General features: G+C 54.4%; 6 protein-coding genes. All 6 read left to right on the top strand.

From position 1 onward, the window contains the following. Positions 1-1,740 carry an ABC transporter ATP-binding protein gene (locus tag M3223_RS03470; RefSeq protein ID WP_251558961.1) on the top strand — a complete coding sequence of 580 codons (1,740 nt, stop codon included), beginning with the start codon at positions 1-3 and terminating at the stop codon, positions 1,738-1,740. A 95-nt stretch (positions 1,741-1,835) separates the two neighbouring features. After that, positions 1,836-3,860, top strand: a complete 2,025-nt coding sequence (locus M3223_RS03465; protein WP_251558960.1) for a carbamoyltransferase family protein — start codon at positions 1,836-1,838, stop codon at positions 3,858-3,860. A 55-nt stretch (positions 3,861-3,915) separates the two neighbouring features. Further along, positions 3,916-5,940: a carbamoyltransferase family protein gene (locus M3223_RS03460; protein WP_251558959.1), complete on the top strand. Its 2,025-nt coding sequence runs from the start codon at positions 3,916-3,918 to the stop codon at positions 5,938-5,940. Between the two features lie 9 nt (positions 5,941-5,949). Then, positions 5,950-6,663 (top strand): thioesterase II family protein, encoded by a 714-nt coding sequence (locus M3223_RS03455; RefSeq protein WP_251558957.1) that lies wholly within the window; start codon positions 5,950-5,952, stop codon positions 6,661-6,663. A gap of 68 nt (positions 6,664-6,731) precedes the next feature. Continuing rightward, on the top strand, positions 6,732-9,290 hold the full coding sequence (locus tag M3223_RS03450) for a non-ribosomal peptide synthetase (RefSeq protein WP_251559816.1): 2,559 nt from the start codon (positions 6,732-6,734) through the stop codon (positions 9,288-9,290). 28 nt (positions 9,291-9,318) lie between these two features. Beyond that, on the top strand, positions 9,319-16,995 hold the full coding sequence (locus M3223_RS03445; RefSeq protein WP_251558955.1) for an SDR family NAD(P)-dependent oxidoreductase: 7,677 nt from the start codon (positions 9,319-9,321) through the stop codon (positions 16,993-16,995). The last annotated feature ends 4 nt before the right edge of the window (positions 16,996-16,999 follow it).

Here is a 16,999-nt window from a genome sequence, read left to right as displayed (position 1 = left end):
GTGATCCAACAAATTGCCAAGCTTGCCCGCATGCTGGAGCGGAATAAAAAATCGTACTTTTTCAGCCTCGTAATCTTCGGCGTTCTGAGCTCCAGCGTATCCATCGTTACGTCTCTTTTGGTCTCTACCATTCTCGACGCATTGAACGAAAAGGACATGAATGCGGTGGTTGTGCTTTGCCTGCAGTTCCTGCTCGTCATCGTTGCTCTATGTACGCTGACGCCGCTTGCGCAGTATTGGTTCGGCAAATCGGTGAAAACGGCGATGAACAGCATGCGGCTGCGCGTGTTCCGCCATATGGAGCTGCTACCCGTCAGCTACCATGAAAACAACCATAGCGGAGACAGCTTGTCCCGGATTACGAACGATCTGCAAACGATGGAGAAAGCTTTTTCCGGACAAGCGCTGATGCTAGTCTCCTTAATCGCGAGCGGAGGCATTTCGGCTGCCGTTATGTTCTACATGGACTGGAGATTCGCAATCGCGATGATCGCGCTTGGATTTGTATCCACTTATGTAAATACCCGATACGCCAAGCCGCTTCGCAAAATTAGCGCTGATATTCAGGAGCAAACCAGCGTGCAGCTGGAGCAGCTGTCCAATCTTGTCGCTGGCACGCAGGTTAGCCGAACGTTCCAGATGGTAGAGGGAGTGAACGGCAAGTATAAGGAGACGACAGGCAAGCTTGCCCTGCTATCCATGCTGCGGTCAAAAAAGAGCGCCTATTTGTCAGGCACGAACTTTTTACTGCTGTGGATCAACAACGGCGGCGCTTTTATTATCGGAGCCTTTATGATGCTTAATGGACAAATCTCTATCGGTAATCTGCTTGGGGTTATTTTGCTGCTTGAGAACGTCACGAGCTTATTCCGCAACCTGGGGATGTTTTGGTCGGATTTGCAAACTTCGCTGGCGGGCGCCGACCGCGTTTTTGAACTGCTCGACGCGGATGCGGAGCCGGACAGATATGATGTGCCCTTACCAGAAAAGCGCAGCGAAAGCGCAAACAGCGGAGGCATGATCGAGTTTAATGACGTGTCATTTGCCTATCTTCAAGCCAAAAAAACGCTTGACCGGCTGAATCTTCGTGTGGAACGCGGGCAGATGGTTGCGCTTGTCGGTCCAAGCGGAGGCGGGAAAAGCACGATTATGAAAATACTGTTAGGTTTCTATCGGTCTGATTCCGGAGAGATTACGGTGGACGGCAGAAGCTTTGCGGACTATACGCTGCAGGAGCTTCGCGACAAAATGGCTTATGTGCAGCAGGAGCCCTATTTGTTCGAAGGGACGATTGCGAGCAATATCCGCTATGGAAAAATGGACGCAACGGATGATGAAGTGATGGACGCGGCGCGTGCGGCTTTTGCCCATGACTTTATTATGGAACAGCCTGAAGGTTATAACACACTCGTCGGTGAGCGGGGGGCGAGATTGTCAGGCGGACAGAAACAGCGCATCGCAATTGCCCGGGCAATATTGAAAAATGCGCCGATTTTACTGCTCGATGAGGCAACGTCAGCGCTGGATACGGATTCGGAGCTGGCCGTTCAGCGCGGAATCGAGCGTCTGATGGAAGGGAAAACGACGATTGCAATCGCGCATCGGCTTTCCACAATCGAGAAGGCGGACTCCATCGTTGTGATTGAAGGAGGAACGGTGGCGGAGCAGGGCAGTCATGAAGAGCTGCTGGCATCCGGCGGAATCTATAACCATTTGCACCAAACCCAGTTGACGAGCTAATTCAAGGAACTGCTTGAGCTCATTGCAGGTAGTCTGGTAACGATGCCAGATTCAACGTAATAGGACGATTAAACTACAAAGGGACGGGTGTAACGATGAAGATTCTTGGAATCAGCGGAGGCGCGGATTTGCCGCATGAGGAAGGCTTCAGCTCTATCAACCTGAAAACTGATACAATTCACGATTCGGCAGCAGTATTAATTGTGGACGGACAGGTAGTCGCAGCCTATGAGGAAGAGCGGCTCAATCGGGTCAAACATTCGGGCAAGCTGCCGGTGCAGGCAATACAAAAATGCCTGGAGATCGGCGGAATCCAGCTGGATGAAGTGGATCGAATTGTGTATTACTGCGCGGAAAGCCACCTTAAATTCGAAACGATCGGCCATCGTCAGCGGTACCGTGACTATCCGTACGCCGATCCCAAGGCATGGCTGGCCGAGCTGCTTGGCCGCCACTTCAAAGTGAAGGTAAACATGGAAAAAGTAATGCTGGAAAACCATCATTACTGCCATGCGGCAAGCGCTTATTATATGTCCGGTTTTGACGATGCCCTTGTCGTCACCATTGACGGCGCTTCGCCGGAAGGAAATGCGGGCGTCATCCTCAGCGCGGAAGGGGATTCGCTTAAGCTGCTGGGCACTATTTTAAACGACGACAGCCTTGGCTCCTTCTACAATGTCGTCATCGAGTTTTTAGGGTATACCGTACATGACGAGTACAAGGTAATGGGCCTCGCGCCGTATGGAAATCCCGCCACTTTCCGGAGGCTGTTCAAAAAAGCGTTTACTCTGCTCCCGGAAGGGAAGTACCGTCTCAACCGAAGCTGGTACTACGTACTGATGGATTCCTTTGAACCAAGGCTGAAGGGCGGAGAATTCACTCAGGAGCATATGGACATTGCGGCCGCGCTGCAGGAAACGCTTGAGCTCGTCGTTATGCATATGCTCCAGCATTATCAGCAGGTGACCGGGCATAAAAGGCTCTGCATGGCCGGCGGCGTTGCTCACAACTGCACCATGAACGGCAAAATATTGTATTCCGGTCTTTTTGATGAGGTATTTATTCAGCCTGCTGCCCATGATGCGGGCAATGCGCTGGGAGGCGCGTTGCTGGCGTCGCGCAAGCTTGAGCCGCATAAGGGGACCGAGACGCTGCGCCATCTGTATTGGGGATCTGGGATTGAGCCTAACGACGGTGTTTATCAAGCTTTGAAGCAGTGGGAAGCTTTTGTTTCCTTCCGTAAAACCGAACATCTCGTTGAAGAGACGGCCCAGCTGCTTGCGGACGGCGCAGTTATCGGATGGGTGCAGGGCCGGTCGGAATTCGGTCCGCGTGCGCTTGGCAACCGGAGCATTTTGGCGGATCCCCGTCCAGAGGAGAACAAACGCATTATTAATGCAATGGTGAAAAAGCGGGAGGGCTACCGCCCGTTTGCTCCCTCGATTCAAGAGGAGCATGTCGCCGACTATTACGTCATGCCGCAAACGAAGGCGCCTTATTCTTATATGAACTTTGTGTTGAAGACGCAGGAGGACAAACAGGCTCTGCTTGGCGCGGTCACTCATGTTGACGGCACTGCGCGCATTCAGACCGTTTCGCGGGAAACGAACGAGAAATATTGGCTTTTAATCGAGGCTTTCCGCAAGCTGACGGGGGTCCCGGTGCTGCTCAATACATCCTTTAACAACAATGCCGAACCGATTGTCGATTCTATCGAAGATGCAATTGTCAGCTTCCTGACTACCAATATCAATACATTGATTATCGGGGACTACATTATCGACAAACAGCCGGTCGCTAAAGAGCTATTTTTAACCTTTGTGCCGAGAAGGCCGGACAATTCCGAGCTGAAAATGTCGGTCGGTTATTCAGCCGCAGGGGAAAAACAGACGAATTACGAGATTCGGCTTCATTTTAGAGATAAATACAAAACGGGCCTCTCCGAAGAGGTATTCCGGATTTTAGAGCAATCCGACGGTCGGCAAACGATTGCGGAGCTGCTGACGGCAACGGGCGGCGGCAGGAAAACAGAGGAAATTGTAGATGAAATGATCGATTTATGGTCGCTGCGTCTAGTCAGCTTGAGGCCTTTGGAATCGGTTCCATTGGCTGCGATTTAACAGCGCCCCAGGGCGGACAAGGCATAATCAAATACGGGTCGGCGGGAGGAAGACTATGCTAGTGCTAGGTCTTACGGGCGGTTTTGACTTGCCGCATGAGGATTTGAAGGTGTTTGATTACGGCAGAATTTTGCATGACTCGGCTGCTGTGCTCGTTCAGGACGGCGTCGTCATTGCGGGTGCGGAGGAAGAAAGATTGAACCGGGTCAAACATACCGGCAAAGCTCCGATACAGGCGATTTTACTCTGTTTGAGAAAGAGGAATCTGACGCTTGCGGATATCGATAAGGTTGTCATAACGACGAGAGAACAAGAGTCCGACCTGTACGTGCGGGATGATTTTTACTACCGGGAATCGCTTTGTAAAAACGCGCGGGAGATGCTCGTCGACTTCTTCTACAAGGTGGACGGAACGAGCTTCGACCCGGACAATATCGTGTTCGTCGACCATCACATTTGCCATGCGGCCAGCGCGCATATGATGTCCGGCTTTGACCGAAGCCTCACCGTTACGATCGACGGGCAGTCGCAGGAAGGTTATGCCGGTTACGTAATTAGCGCCGAAGGAACGGACTTCCAGGTGCTGGACCGCATTGACAACGAAAACAGCCTTGGCTCCTTTTATATCTCCGTAATTCGCATGCTTGGCTACCAGCAGCATGATGAGTATAAAGTGATGGGGCTGGCTCCGTACGGAGATCCAAGCAAATTTAGACGTATGCTCAAAAAGGCGTACATGCTTCTTCCGGAGGGGAAATTTAAGCTGAATATGGCCTGGTCGACGGCTCTGTTCGATTTTATGACGCCGCGCAAAAAGGGCGGTCCGATTACGCAGGAGCATAAAGACTTGGCTGCATCACTGCAGGAAGCGCTGGAGACGATTGTATTGCATATGCTGACCCACTACCGGCAGGTTACGGGGCATACAAAGCTGGCGATGGCCGGCGGAGTGGCGCATAACTGCTCCATGAACGGCAAAGTGCTCTACTCCGGTTTATTCGATGAAGTATTTGTGCAGCCGGCGGCACATGATGCGGGCAACGCGCTCGGCGGGGCGTTGTTCGTTTCCAATAAATTTAATCCGGACGCTGCGCCGCAGCAGCTGGAGCATCTGTATTGGGGCAGCGATATTCAGCACAATGACGGCTTAGAGGACATATTGAAGCGTTGGGAGCGGTTTGTAGGCTTCCGCAAAACGGATAACATCGCCGAGGAAACCGCCAAGCGGATCGCCGAGGGCTCGGTATTCGGCTGGGTGCAGGGCCGGGCGGAATTCGGCCCGCGCGCGCTCGGCAACCGCAGCATTCTGGCCGACCCGCGGCCTGCGGAGAACAAAAGCGTCATTAACAGCATGGTGAAAAAACGCGAAGGGTACCGGCCGTTTGCGCCGTCGGTGCTGGAGGAATACGTTGGCGAGTATTACGAGATGCCGGTTACAAAAGCGCCGTACTCCTACATGAATTTTGTACTGAAAACGAAGGAGGACAAACAACCGCTGCTCGGCGCCGTTACGCATGTAGACGGAACCGCACGCATTCAAACCGTTTCAAAAGCAACAAATGAAAAATACTGGAGGTTAATTGATGAATTCCGGAAGCTGACCGGGGTGCCGATTCTGCTGAATACGTCGTTCAACAATAACGTTGAACCGATTGTCGATTCGGAAGAGGACGGCATCGTAAGCTTTCTGACGACGAACATTCATTATTTGGCAATCGGGGACTATTTGGTCGAGAAGAAGCAGGTTGATACGGACGATTACCTGAATCTGGCGCCGACCCGGCTGATGAACGCCGAGCTGAAAAAGTCGATCGGCTATTCGGCCGACGGGACAAAACGCACGGTCCATGAGGTCCGGCTGCATTTTGGCGACAAGTACAAAAAGGCGGTTTCAGAGGAGGTATTCCTTGTGCTGGAGCATGCGGACGGCGAAAAGTCGCTTGGCGAGCTTGCCGATGAGCTGGGCTTCTCCGAGGCAATTAAAGCCGATATTGCCGACAGCTTTATTGAGCTGTGGTCGCTCCGGCTCGTTAATTTGCGGCCTGCCCAACGTGTGGCCGTGTTAACGGGCGAGGCTTGACGGAAGCGGATGAACAAGCTGAAACTGTTCGCTTTCCCGTATGCTGGCGCCTCCGCCACCGCCTATTACAAGTGGAAGAAGCATCTGTCGGATGAAATCGATTTTAAGCCGATTGAGCTTGCCGGAAGGGGATTCCGTTCACGGGATTCCCTGTACCGGACCTTTGATGAAGCGGTGCATGACGTTTATGAGCAAGTGGAAGGTCTGATCGACGACGGGCCTTATGCCTTCTTCGGCCACAGTATGGGCAGTCAGCTGTCCTTTGAATTGGCCTACATGCTGAGAGCTCATGGCCGCCCTGAGCCCAGTGTTATGTTTTTGTCCGGCCGCTGGGCTCCCCATATCTTGCGTCCGGATTTGGTGAACCCCAGCACACCGCATGAACAGCTGATCGAGCGGCTCATGGAGCTTGGCGGAACGCCGCCGGAGCTGTTTGAGAATCCGGCGCTGGCGAATACGTTTATCCCAATTTTGAAAGCCGATTTTTATGCGATGGAATCCTATGTTTATCAAGGCGGCCGAGAGCTTCTGACAGCAGCCTTTAACGTGATGACCGGCGTTCAGGATTGGGACGTGAACAAACGGGATCTTGCGGAGTGGGGACAGCATACGACAGGACCATTCTCGCTCCACAAGTTTAAAGGCGGACATTTTTATATCAATGACAGCTTTGAGGCGGTCATTCAGCATATTAACCGTTCCTTGCTCAGCACGGTGCAGTAAGAGTAAGGGGGAATGCTTCATAATAACGCGCAGGAATCATTTTACGATTTGGGGTTGAGTAATCGGTGATGAACAAATACCTGCTCATGCACGATATTGCCGAGGCAAACCGCGGGATTACGGAGCGGGGAATTACGTTTATCGACGAAGCGGATCAGGAGGAGCTTGTGTCCTACCGGCAGCTCTATGAGCGCTCACGAGGTTTGCTGCATGATTTGCAGGCTTGCGGAGTGGAAGCAGGTCACGAGCTGTTGATCCAGATTCAGGACAATCGGCTGTTTCTGGAAGTATTTTGGGCTTGCGTGTTAGGACGGATTATCGCGGTTCCTGTCACTGTCGGCACGAATGAGGAAACGAGGCTGAAGGTGTGCAAAGTATGGGGCAAGCTGAACCGTCCGCATCTCATCGGCCCTGATTCAATCGTTTCCGGCCTTGAGGAATTTGCAGCGGAGCAGCCGGTATGGCAGCCGCGTGTGAAGGTGATGAAGGAAAGTTTTATCGATGCCGCTTCTTTGAAAGGTTTGCATGCCGGGGAAGTGAAACCGGCGCAGCCGGACGATATTGCGTTCATCCAATTTTCCTCGGGGTCAACCGGCGATCCCAAAGGCGTCATTTTAACCCATCAAAACGTCATGTCCAACGTGGCCGCTATGCAGAAAATATGGGGGATTGAAGCCAGCGAGCATGTTTTAAGCTGGATGCCGCTGACGCATGATATGGGATTGATTGCGATGCATTTGCTGCATGCCTTCACTCAGTCCTCGCAGTATATTATGCGGACGAAGCTGTTTATTTTGAACCCGCTGCTGTGGATTGAAAAGACGCATCAGCACCGGATCAACCGGCTGTACAGCCCGAATTTCGGCTACAACTATTTTTTGGCTTTTTATGATCAGGAGCATGACTACGGCTGGGATTTATCCCGTCTGACCTGCCTGTGCAACGGCGCGGAGCCCATCTCAACGGAGATCAGCGAGCGTTTCGTCGAGCAGCTGGCCAAATACGGACTGCCGCGCACGGCGATGAGGCCGGCATACGGATTAGCGGAGGGGACCGTCGGGGTATGTTTTACTCCCATTGGCGAGCCGTTGAAGTATGCTGCCGCAGACAGACGGTTTATGCAGGCGGGACAACCCGTCCGCCTGCTGCAGCGCGGAGAAGCGAACAGCCTATTGTACATAGATGTAGGCCCGCCTATCGACAGCTGCGAGATTCGAATTGCGGATGAAGCGGGCCAATCTTTCCCGGAGAGTACCGTCGGATACATACAAATTAAGGGACCCAGCGTCACACAAGGGTATTATAACGATCCAAACGCCGGCATGCGGACAGCGGACGGCTGGCTCAATACGGCGGATATCGGTTTTGTCCAGAACGGCCGTTTGTCCGTTGTCGGCCGGGCGAAGGACATCTTGTTCGTGAACGGGCAAAACGTATTTGCTCATGACATCGAGCGTGTCGCTGAGGAAGTGGACGGGGTTGAATTGTGGAATGTCGCGGCCTGCGGAGCTGCAGCCTCGGCGGCATCATCTGAGGCCGCGGAAGAAATTCTGCTCTTTCTCTTATACAGAAGCAGAGATTTGGAGTCGTTCTCTGAAATCGCCGAGCGGGTCAAGCAGCATATTCACCGGAAGATGGGGCTTTTTATCACTCATGTCATCCCGGTAAGATCGATTCCTAAAACGACGAGCGGCAAAATTCAGCGGTTTAAGCTGAGCGAGCAGTATTCAGGCGGACTGTTTGACGGAATAATGCAGAATTTGGAGCGCATCAGAAACCAGCAGTCAGCCGGTGAACCGACAGAGCAGCTGCTGCACCGGCTTTGCCGGGATCTGCTTGGGCGTGAGCTGGGCGCCGATGAGCCTTTCCAGGAAAGCGGAGGCAGCTCGCTCATTTTGACCCAATTGTCGGATCAGCTGGCCAAATGGCATGGCATATCGGTATCCGTGCCGGATTTATATAAATATCCAACGATTGCAAAGCTGACCGCGTTTATTGACCGGGGAGGCAGTCTCAGCCTGCCCGGTGTTCCATTGGAACCGTCTTATTTTAATGGGGACGGCGCCGGGTATATGTCTGAGCTGGAGGCGACGCTGGAGCAGGAAACATGCGAAGGGCTCCGCGTGATTGCAGGCGGTGCGGAGGCTGATGTCAAGCTTGTGCTGCTGGCCGGATTTTTCTATCTGCTGAAGCTCGCTTCAGGCGAGCGGATGATTCATGTTCAGGTCGTTGCGGAGGAGCTCGAATTCGTGACGCTGACCATCGATTTTAATGCGGTGGAGACGATGGACACGCTGCTTGAGCTTGTTGGTGACGGGCTTGCTGCTGCGGTGGCTAAACGCGGTGTTGGCGTTTATTCGGCGGAGGAGCTGGACCGCATTCAGCAGCCGGAAGAGCAGCAGGTTGTACCGCTCTTTGTTATGGCGGCGGAGGCAAAGCCTGCCCATATGCAGTGGCATGACGTATTCGATTTTGTTATTGAGCCGGTAGCATATAGCGGTCAAATCGAGGTGCTGTGCGGCTTTAACGGCCATAGGCTGAGGGAGGTCAAAGCCAAGGAGCTGCTTATGCAATATATGCTGCTGCTGGCTGACATTGTGGGGAGCAGCGATAAGGTGTCGGTTTAATGATGCGCGGAAGAACAGGGGGATGAAGTTGAAGACGAATTTGCCGGATTTGGCTCAATTGCGTCTTAGAAGTGTGGACGAACCATCGACGGCCGCAATCAGGGAGGTCGACCATCAAGATATCGCCGTAATCGGCGTGTTTACCCGTTTCCCGATGGCCCGAAATACGGACGCATTCTGGCAAAACATCAAAAATGGCGTAAGCTGCGTGTCCAAGCTTCCGAAGCAGCGCGAGGAAGATGCGGACCGGTTCATCAAGTTCGCGGACAAACCGGATATGCCCTATGCCGACGGCGCTTATCTTGAGGATATTGACGCATTTGATTATTCCTTTTTTAACATTCCTCCTAAAGAAGCGCAGCTGATGAATCCCCGCCAGCGCCTGTTTCTGGAGACGGCATGGAATGTGCTGGAGGATGCGGGCTACGGGCCGCAGCAGCTGGCAGGCAGCAGCGTCGGCATTTATGTCGGCAATATTGGAGATGTAGAGAGCTATGTGTACAAAGAGATGGTTGAAACCGTTGATCCCGCGTTGTTGTCCGCGGCGATGCCAGGCAACCTGTCTTCTATTATTCCGAGCCGAATCTCTTATTTGCTGAACCTGAAAGGGCCGAGCCTGACGGTGGATACGGCTTGCTCCTCCTCGCTGATTGCAGTTGATTTGGCCTGCCATGCGCTGCGCCGGGGCGATTGCGACATGGCGATGGCCGGCGCGGTGCGGCTCAATCTGCTGCCGCAGAACAAGGATCATGCAAAGCTTGGCATTGAATCGACGGATGACGAGACGCGCGCTTTCGACGACGGGGCTGACGGTTCGGGCATGGGGGAAGGAAGCGCGGCTGTGCTGTTGAAGCCGCTGAGCAAGGCCAGACGGGACGGCGATCCTATTTATTGCGTCATCAAGGGCAGCGCTTCGAATCAGGACGGCGCGTCGATGGGTATTACGGCACCCAACCCCGCAGCTCAGACAGCGGTATTGACCAAAGCTTGGCAGAACGCAGGCATTGACCCGGCAACGCTCGGTTATATCGAAACCCATGGAACAGGAACTAAGCTTGGCGACCCGATTGAAATTGAGGGAATCAGCAAGGCGTTCGCCAAATTTACGGATAAAAAGCAGTTTTGCGCCATCGGATCCGTGAAGACCAATATTGGCCATCTCTATGATTGCGCGGGAATAGCAGGACTGATTAAGGCGGCTTTATCGCTGAAGCATCAGCTCATTCCTCCAAGCATTCATTTTCATACACCGAATAAACGGATTCCGTTTATTGATTCGCCGGTATATGTAAATACATCCCAGCAGCCGTGGCCGTCAGGGGATACGCCGCGGCGCTGCGGTGTCAGCTCGTTCGGTCTTTCCGGTACGAACTGTCATGTCGTGCTGGAGGAATATATCCCGCAGCCTGTCCGGTCTGAGCGCAATACGGCCGGGCTGAACCAGCAATTTGTCATTCCTTTGTCGGCCAAAAGCGAAACATCGCTAAACGCATTGCTGAGCCGGATGAGGGATTATGCGGCAGGGGAAAACACAGCTGTTATTCAAGATGTCGCTTATACGCTCTCGACGGGGCGCGACCATCATCCGCATCGCGTTGCGATAAGAGCGGGGGATATGCGGGACTTGAAAAATAAGCTGCAGCAGGCCATCCGTCACGGGTTAGACTTGAGCGGTTTTAGCGCCCCTTGGTGGTCTTACGGAGCGGAGCCGTCCGGCAATGACGCTGCGGCGATGACTCAGCAATCAACTGCTTTGCTGCGGCAATTGAAAACAGCCGGAGAACAACAAGGGGCTGAACTGCTGCAGCTGATCGCTGAGTTATACACCTCGGGGGCATCGCTAAAATGGGAGCTGATTTTCCAAGGGAGCAACGCCCGGAAGATTTCCCTTCCCGTGTATCCGTTTGAGACAAAGCGGAGCTGGCTGCAAATTCCCGAGCTCGCGCCTGCTGCAGCCCCAAGCTCGCTTTTTTACTCCATGACATGGATAGAGGAAGCGAGAGATCAACGGCTGCAAAGCCTGCAAGGTGAAACCGTTCTCATAGTGGGAGAATGGGATGAGCTTACTCATCAGCTTGAGCAGGAAGGTGTTACTTGCCTTCATGTGAAATGGGGAGAACGTTATCAGGCGTTAAGCCCAAGGTCCTTTACCGTGAGCGGAAATGAAGACGATTACGTTCAGCTGGCGGAAGCGATTAAACATGCGGGATTTACTAAAATTGTGCATCTGCTCTCCTATAACCGGCCTGCTGCGATTACTTCGCCGGAAAAGCTGAATGAAAGCCAGTCGTTAGGCGTATACAGCTTATTCTTTTTGGTGAGGGAGCTCTTGCGCAAAGGGGTCGGACATAAACAGGAATTGATGATCGTTTCCGATTATGCGAGCCGGGTTACCGGGGAGGAAGCGGTATTAAAGCCGGAAAACGCGCCATTGGTCGGCCTCGGCAAAGTGATCGGCATCGAGTATCCGCATCTCACCTGCAGAGCAATCGATGTGGATGCGACAGCGTCTGCCCGGGTAGTCGTTGAGGAGCTGCGCACGGATCGAACCACCTATCAAATTGCCTACCGAAACGGGAAACGGTATGCGGAGATGATGGTTGAGACCGATGTTGAGCAGGCGCCTGATCTCCCCGTTAATGTGAAGGAAGACGGGGTTTACGTCATCACGGGCGGCGCAGGCAATCTGGGTCTGCATACGGCAAAGTATTTGGCCTCTAAAGGCAGAGTTAATCTGGCGCTGCTGAACCGGACTCCGCTGCCGGAGCAAGCGGAATGGGCGGCAATGATGCAGCAGCACGACGGCTCACGTCTGCATAAGACCGTTGAGAAGCTGCTGGAGCTTACAGCGGCTGGCGCAAAAGTGGATTGCATTGCGGTTGACGTCGCTTCCGTGGAGGAATTGCGCGGAACGATGGAGCGGCTGCGACAGACATACGGGAAAATAAACGGCGTTATACATGCTGCCGGCGTGGCTGGACGCGGATTTCTGATTCGTAAGGACACAGCGGTTTTTCAAGAGGTGCTGAGTCCGAAGGTTTTTGGCACTTGGGCGTTAGATCAAGCGACAGAGCAGGATGAGCTGGATTTCTTCGTGCTGTTCTCATCCGGCGTTTCGCTAGTTGGCGAGATGGGACAGGGCGATTATACGGCGGCGAACAGCTATCTGGACGCCTTCGCGGATTACAGACGCAGTCTGGGCAAGCCCGTGCACGCCATCAACTGGGTCGTTTGGGACGGAGCGCGCATGGGGGAAGGGAAAAGCGAGACGATTGACGGCATTTTTAAAGCGCTGTCCCCGTCGGTGGCTCTGCATGCTTTAGATCAAGTGCTGAACAAAAACGTTGTCCGCGTCCTGGTTGGCGAAGTGAATACGGCTAATCCGAGCGGGCTGGAGCTGTTCAGCAAGGATGTGTTCCATCTTCCCGCAAAGCTGCGCGCTGTTTTCAACGGCGGAAGTCATGGAGCTGCTCAACCGGCAATGGCGGTTTCACCATCTGCTGAAGCGCCAAAGGTGAAGCTGCTGGGCAGCGATCTTGGCGCCTACACCGACGTTGAAGAGCGGCTGGCAAGCCTGTACCGGGAGGTGCTCGGCTACGAGGAGCTCAGCATTCACGACACTTTTTTTGAGCTTGGCGGCGATTCCGTGCAGCTGCATGGGCTGCATAAGCTCGTAGAGCGGCACTACCCGGGGCGCACTTCGATTGCCGATTTGTTTGCCTATGCTTCTATCTCCAGGCTGGCTTCCTTCCTGACCCGGGAAGAAAAAGCCAAACGTCCGGCCGCGGTCTCTAAACCTGCAGCCCAACCCGGGCATGACGAGGATATGGCGATTATCGGCATGGCGGCGCTGTTCCCGGGAGCGGGCTCGGTCGAGCAATACTGGAAAAACGTCAGCAATGCCGTTGACTGCACGGGCCCGATTCCGCCGGAGCGGCGCGCCTATGTGGATGATTATCTCGCTGCTGCCGGGCAGTATTCCAGCGAACACCCGGGTTATATGGAGCTGAATTATTTGGACGGCGTCGACGAATTTGATTACCGGTTTTTCCGGATTTCGCCGAAGGAAGCCAGTCTGACCGATCCGGGACAACGGCTGTTCATGCAGACCGCCTGGCAGGCGATGGAGGATGCCGGTTATGGCGGAGACAAGCTGCGCGGCAGCAGAACGGGCATCTATGTTGGATATGCCAACGTGATTCGCGACTCCTACCAGAGGATGCTGACCGATGTTGACCCAGTTTTAATGTCCGAGGCGATTGTTGGCAACGTCTCCGCGATGATTCCGACACGGATTTCGCATTTGCTAGATTTGAAGGGGCCGACCATGGTGGTGGACACCGCCTGCTCCTCCTCCCTTGTGGCGGTGCATATGGCCAGCAATGCCATCCGCAGCGGCGACTGCGATATGGCGCTGGTTGGCGGAATCAAGCTGTTTCTCATCCCGCTCAACCACGATCACAATAAAATTGGCATTGAATCCCATGATGGCAAAACGCGAGCTTTCGACGCTCATGCAGACGGTTCCGGCAACGGGGAAGGAATTGCGTCCATCGTCATTAAGCCGCTTCGCAAAGCACAGGCGGACGGCGACCATATCCATGCGGTCATTAAGGGCAGCGCCATTAATCAGGACGGTACGTCGATGGGCATTACCGCGCCGAATCCGGCCGCTCAGACGGATGTGATTTTGCGGGCATGGGAGAAGGCCGGCATTCATCCGGAATCGATCGCATTTTTTGAAGCGCATGGCACGGGGACTGAGCTTGGCGATCCGATTGAGATCAGCGGACTGAAACAAGCCATTGAAACCTACACCGACAAGAAACAGTTCATTCCGATCGGATCGGTTAAATCCAACATCGGCCATCTGAACGAAGGGGCCGGAATGGCTTCCATTATTAAAGCGGTCATGGCGTTGAAAAACCGGGAGATTCCGCCAACGCTGTACTTCCAGGAGCCCAATTCAAACATCGATCTGCATGACTCGCCGCTGTACATCAACACTCAAACCCAAAAATGGGCGGACGACAGCGGGCCGATGCGCTGCGCCATCAGCTCCTTCGGACTGAGCGGCACGAACGGCCACCTTATTATTGAGGAATACAGGCCGGAAGCGGCTGTGCCGGAAATGGAACAAGAGCACCCGGCGCTCACGCCGCCGTATGTGCTGACCCTTTCCGCTGCCAGCGAAAGCTCGCTTGCGCGGCTGGTGAAGCGATATGCCAGCCAATTCAAAAACGGCGCGGCTGCAGCGCTGGCGGATATCTGCTTCACGGCTAATACCGGCAGGGGCCATTATACGCATCGTCTCGCGCTTATCTCGGCGGACGCGGAAGACCTCTTCGGCAAGCTGCAGTATGCGGCGGAGCAGCTTGAGCCGCATGCGGCGGAGGGCGTTTATTACGGCGTTCACCGGACGGTTAGCGACCGCCGCAGCATTCGTAATCCCGGCGACATTACCGAAGCGGAGAAAAGTGAGCTCAGGCAGAACAGCGAGCGCCTGCTCCAGGAAATAGCGGATTCGGGAGTAAGCCGCGGGCGTTTGGAGCAGCTGTGCCAGCTGTATGCGGAGGGGGCGGATGTGTCCTGGGAGCAGCTCTATGCCGGACAATCGCATACCAGGGTGCAGCTGCCGGTATATCCGTTTGAGAGAACCAAATGCTGGGTGGAATTTCCGAAACGAGCCAAGCAGCCAACAAAGGCTGCGGCTAGTGCCGCCGAACTCCCGGCAGCCTTCACCATGGGCTGGAAGCCGCAGAGACGGATTGCCGCACCCGTGCAATTTCTTGCGGCAGGCGTGACGGTTATCGTTAAGGACAAGGGGGGATACGCGGACCGGTTAGCCAGCGCGCTGGAAGCTCAGGGCAGAGGGGTGTTCCTGCTCGAAACGCCGTCTGCCGGCTCGGCGGTTGAGCTATCGTTGGAGAAAGCGCCGGCGGCAGAGGCGGACATGCTGAATTACTATAAGCAGCAGCTGCAGCAGGCTAGCGCGGGGCGGTTTATTACGCGGATTATTCATTGCACCAGCCTGGAGAGCCGAACGTCGGTTGCGGGACTGGACGAGCTGAAGCGAAGCCAGCTTCGCGGGACGTTCAGCCTGTTCCTTCTCATGAAGGCGTGGGCGGCATGCGAATTTGAGAACGATCTGGAACTAGTCGTGCTGACCGAATGCGCTTACCGCATTACGGGACAGGAAAAACAGCTGCGGCCGGAGCACGCGCCGCTGCACGGGCTGGCCAAAGCGCTTCCGAAAGAGCATCCCCATATAACCTGCCGCTGCATCGATATCGACGGTACGCTCGGAATCGAGGAGCTGCTGTCCGAAGTTACGGAGGGCTCCGGGGCCCGACTGGCCGCCTACCGGAACGGCAGACGTTACGTGGAGCTGTTCCAGCCGGTTAACAACGAGGAAATGACAGCGGATGAGCTGACCGTTCGTACAGGCGGCATTTATTTGATTACCGGCGGGACCGGCGGAATCGGACTAGAGACGGCTCGCTGGCTTAGCGGCAAAGGCCGGATTAATCTTGTGCTTGCCAATCGCTCGGCAATGCCGGAGCGGATGTATTGGGACAAGCTGCTGGAAAGCGGAGAAGACCGGCTGCTGTGCGAGAGAATTGTCGCAATCCGGGAAATTGAAGCGGGCGGATCAGTCGTGATTTTGTACCAATGCAATGTAGCCGACGAAGCCGAGACCGCCTCTATGCTGGCGGACATCCGGTTGCGATTCGGCGAGATCAGAGGCATTGTACACGGCGCGGGCATTGTGCGGACTGAACCGCTTGCCGCGAAGAGCCTCCATACGTTCCAGCAAGTCGTCAGCGCCAAAATATACGGCACTTGGCTGCTGGATCGTCTGACACAGCAGGATGAGCTCGATTTCTTCGTCATGTACTCCTCGGTGGCAACGTTGTTTGAGACAGGCGACCAGAGCGATTATTTGGCCGCCAACGCCTATCTCGATGCTTATAGCGCGATGCCTTCAAACGACGGGAGAAGAAGGATAACGATTAACTGGTCGACCTGGCGGGATAAAGGAATGGCAGCCGACAACAAATTCCAGGTTGATACGATGTTCAAGACGATCCAGGCCGCCGACGCAATGGCGATGCTGGATAAAGTTTGGTCGACGACGCAGCATAGGGCGCTGATCGGAGAGCTGAACCTGGAAAGCAGAATGGCCCTATGGCTGAATAATTACGCCATCGAGCTGGCGGAACCGGTCAAGGCGGCTCTGGAAACGCTGCGGGCGCGTTTAGCAAAAACGTCTGGCCCGGCGCCAGCGGATAAGGATGCCGGCTACGCAGCTGTGAAGCTGCTTGGCAACGAGCAGGACGCATTCAGCGAAACCGAGCAGCAGGTGGCGCAAGCGTGCAAAGAGGTGCTGGGTTTCGCCGAGATCGACATCCACGAGAATTTTTTCGAAATGGGCGCAGACTCTCTGATGATCCGCCAAATCTACCAGAAGCTCGCCAAGCTGTATCCCGAGGAAGCGTATATTACCGATCTGTTTGAATACCCGACCGTTTACAAGCTGGCGCGGCATCTCGACAAGCGGGGAGCGGGCTTGCAGGATACTGCTCCTGCTGTTAAACGCGAGGCGCTGCAGGAAGACGATTTAAACCGGATGTTTGACGAGCTTGACAGCGGGGCGATGGATATCGGGCAGATGCTTTCAAAGCTCGGTTCCAAAAAGAGGTGAACAT

It is taken from the genome of Paenibacillus pasadenensis, from assembly GCF_023715725.1.
In the GTDB taxonomy this organism is placed as follows: Bacteria; Bacillota; Bacilli; order Paenibacillales; family Paenibacillaceae; genus Paenibacillus_O; species Paenibacillus_O pasadenensis_A.
The sequence above is the reverse complement of the archived record's forward strand: the minus strand, read 5'-3'. Positions and strand labels throughout refer to the sequence as shown.

Coding starts and splice junctions, on each gene's coding strand:
- M3223_RS03465 (WP_251558960.1), top strand. CDS start 1,836: ATGAAGATTCTTGGAATCAGCGGAGGCGCGGATTTGCCGCATGAGGAA.
- M3223_RS03460 (WP_251558959.1), top strand. CDS start 3,916: ATGCTAGTGCTAGGTCTTACGGGCGGTTTTGACTTGCCGCATGAGGAT.
- M3223_RS03455 (WP_251558957.1), top strand. CDS start 5,950: ATGAACAAGCTGAAACTGTTCGCTTTCCCGTATGCTGGCGCCTCCGCC.
- M3223_RS03450 (WP_251559816.1), top strand. CDS start 6,732: ATGAACAAATACCTGCTCATGCACGATATTGCCGAGGCAAACCGCGGG.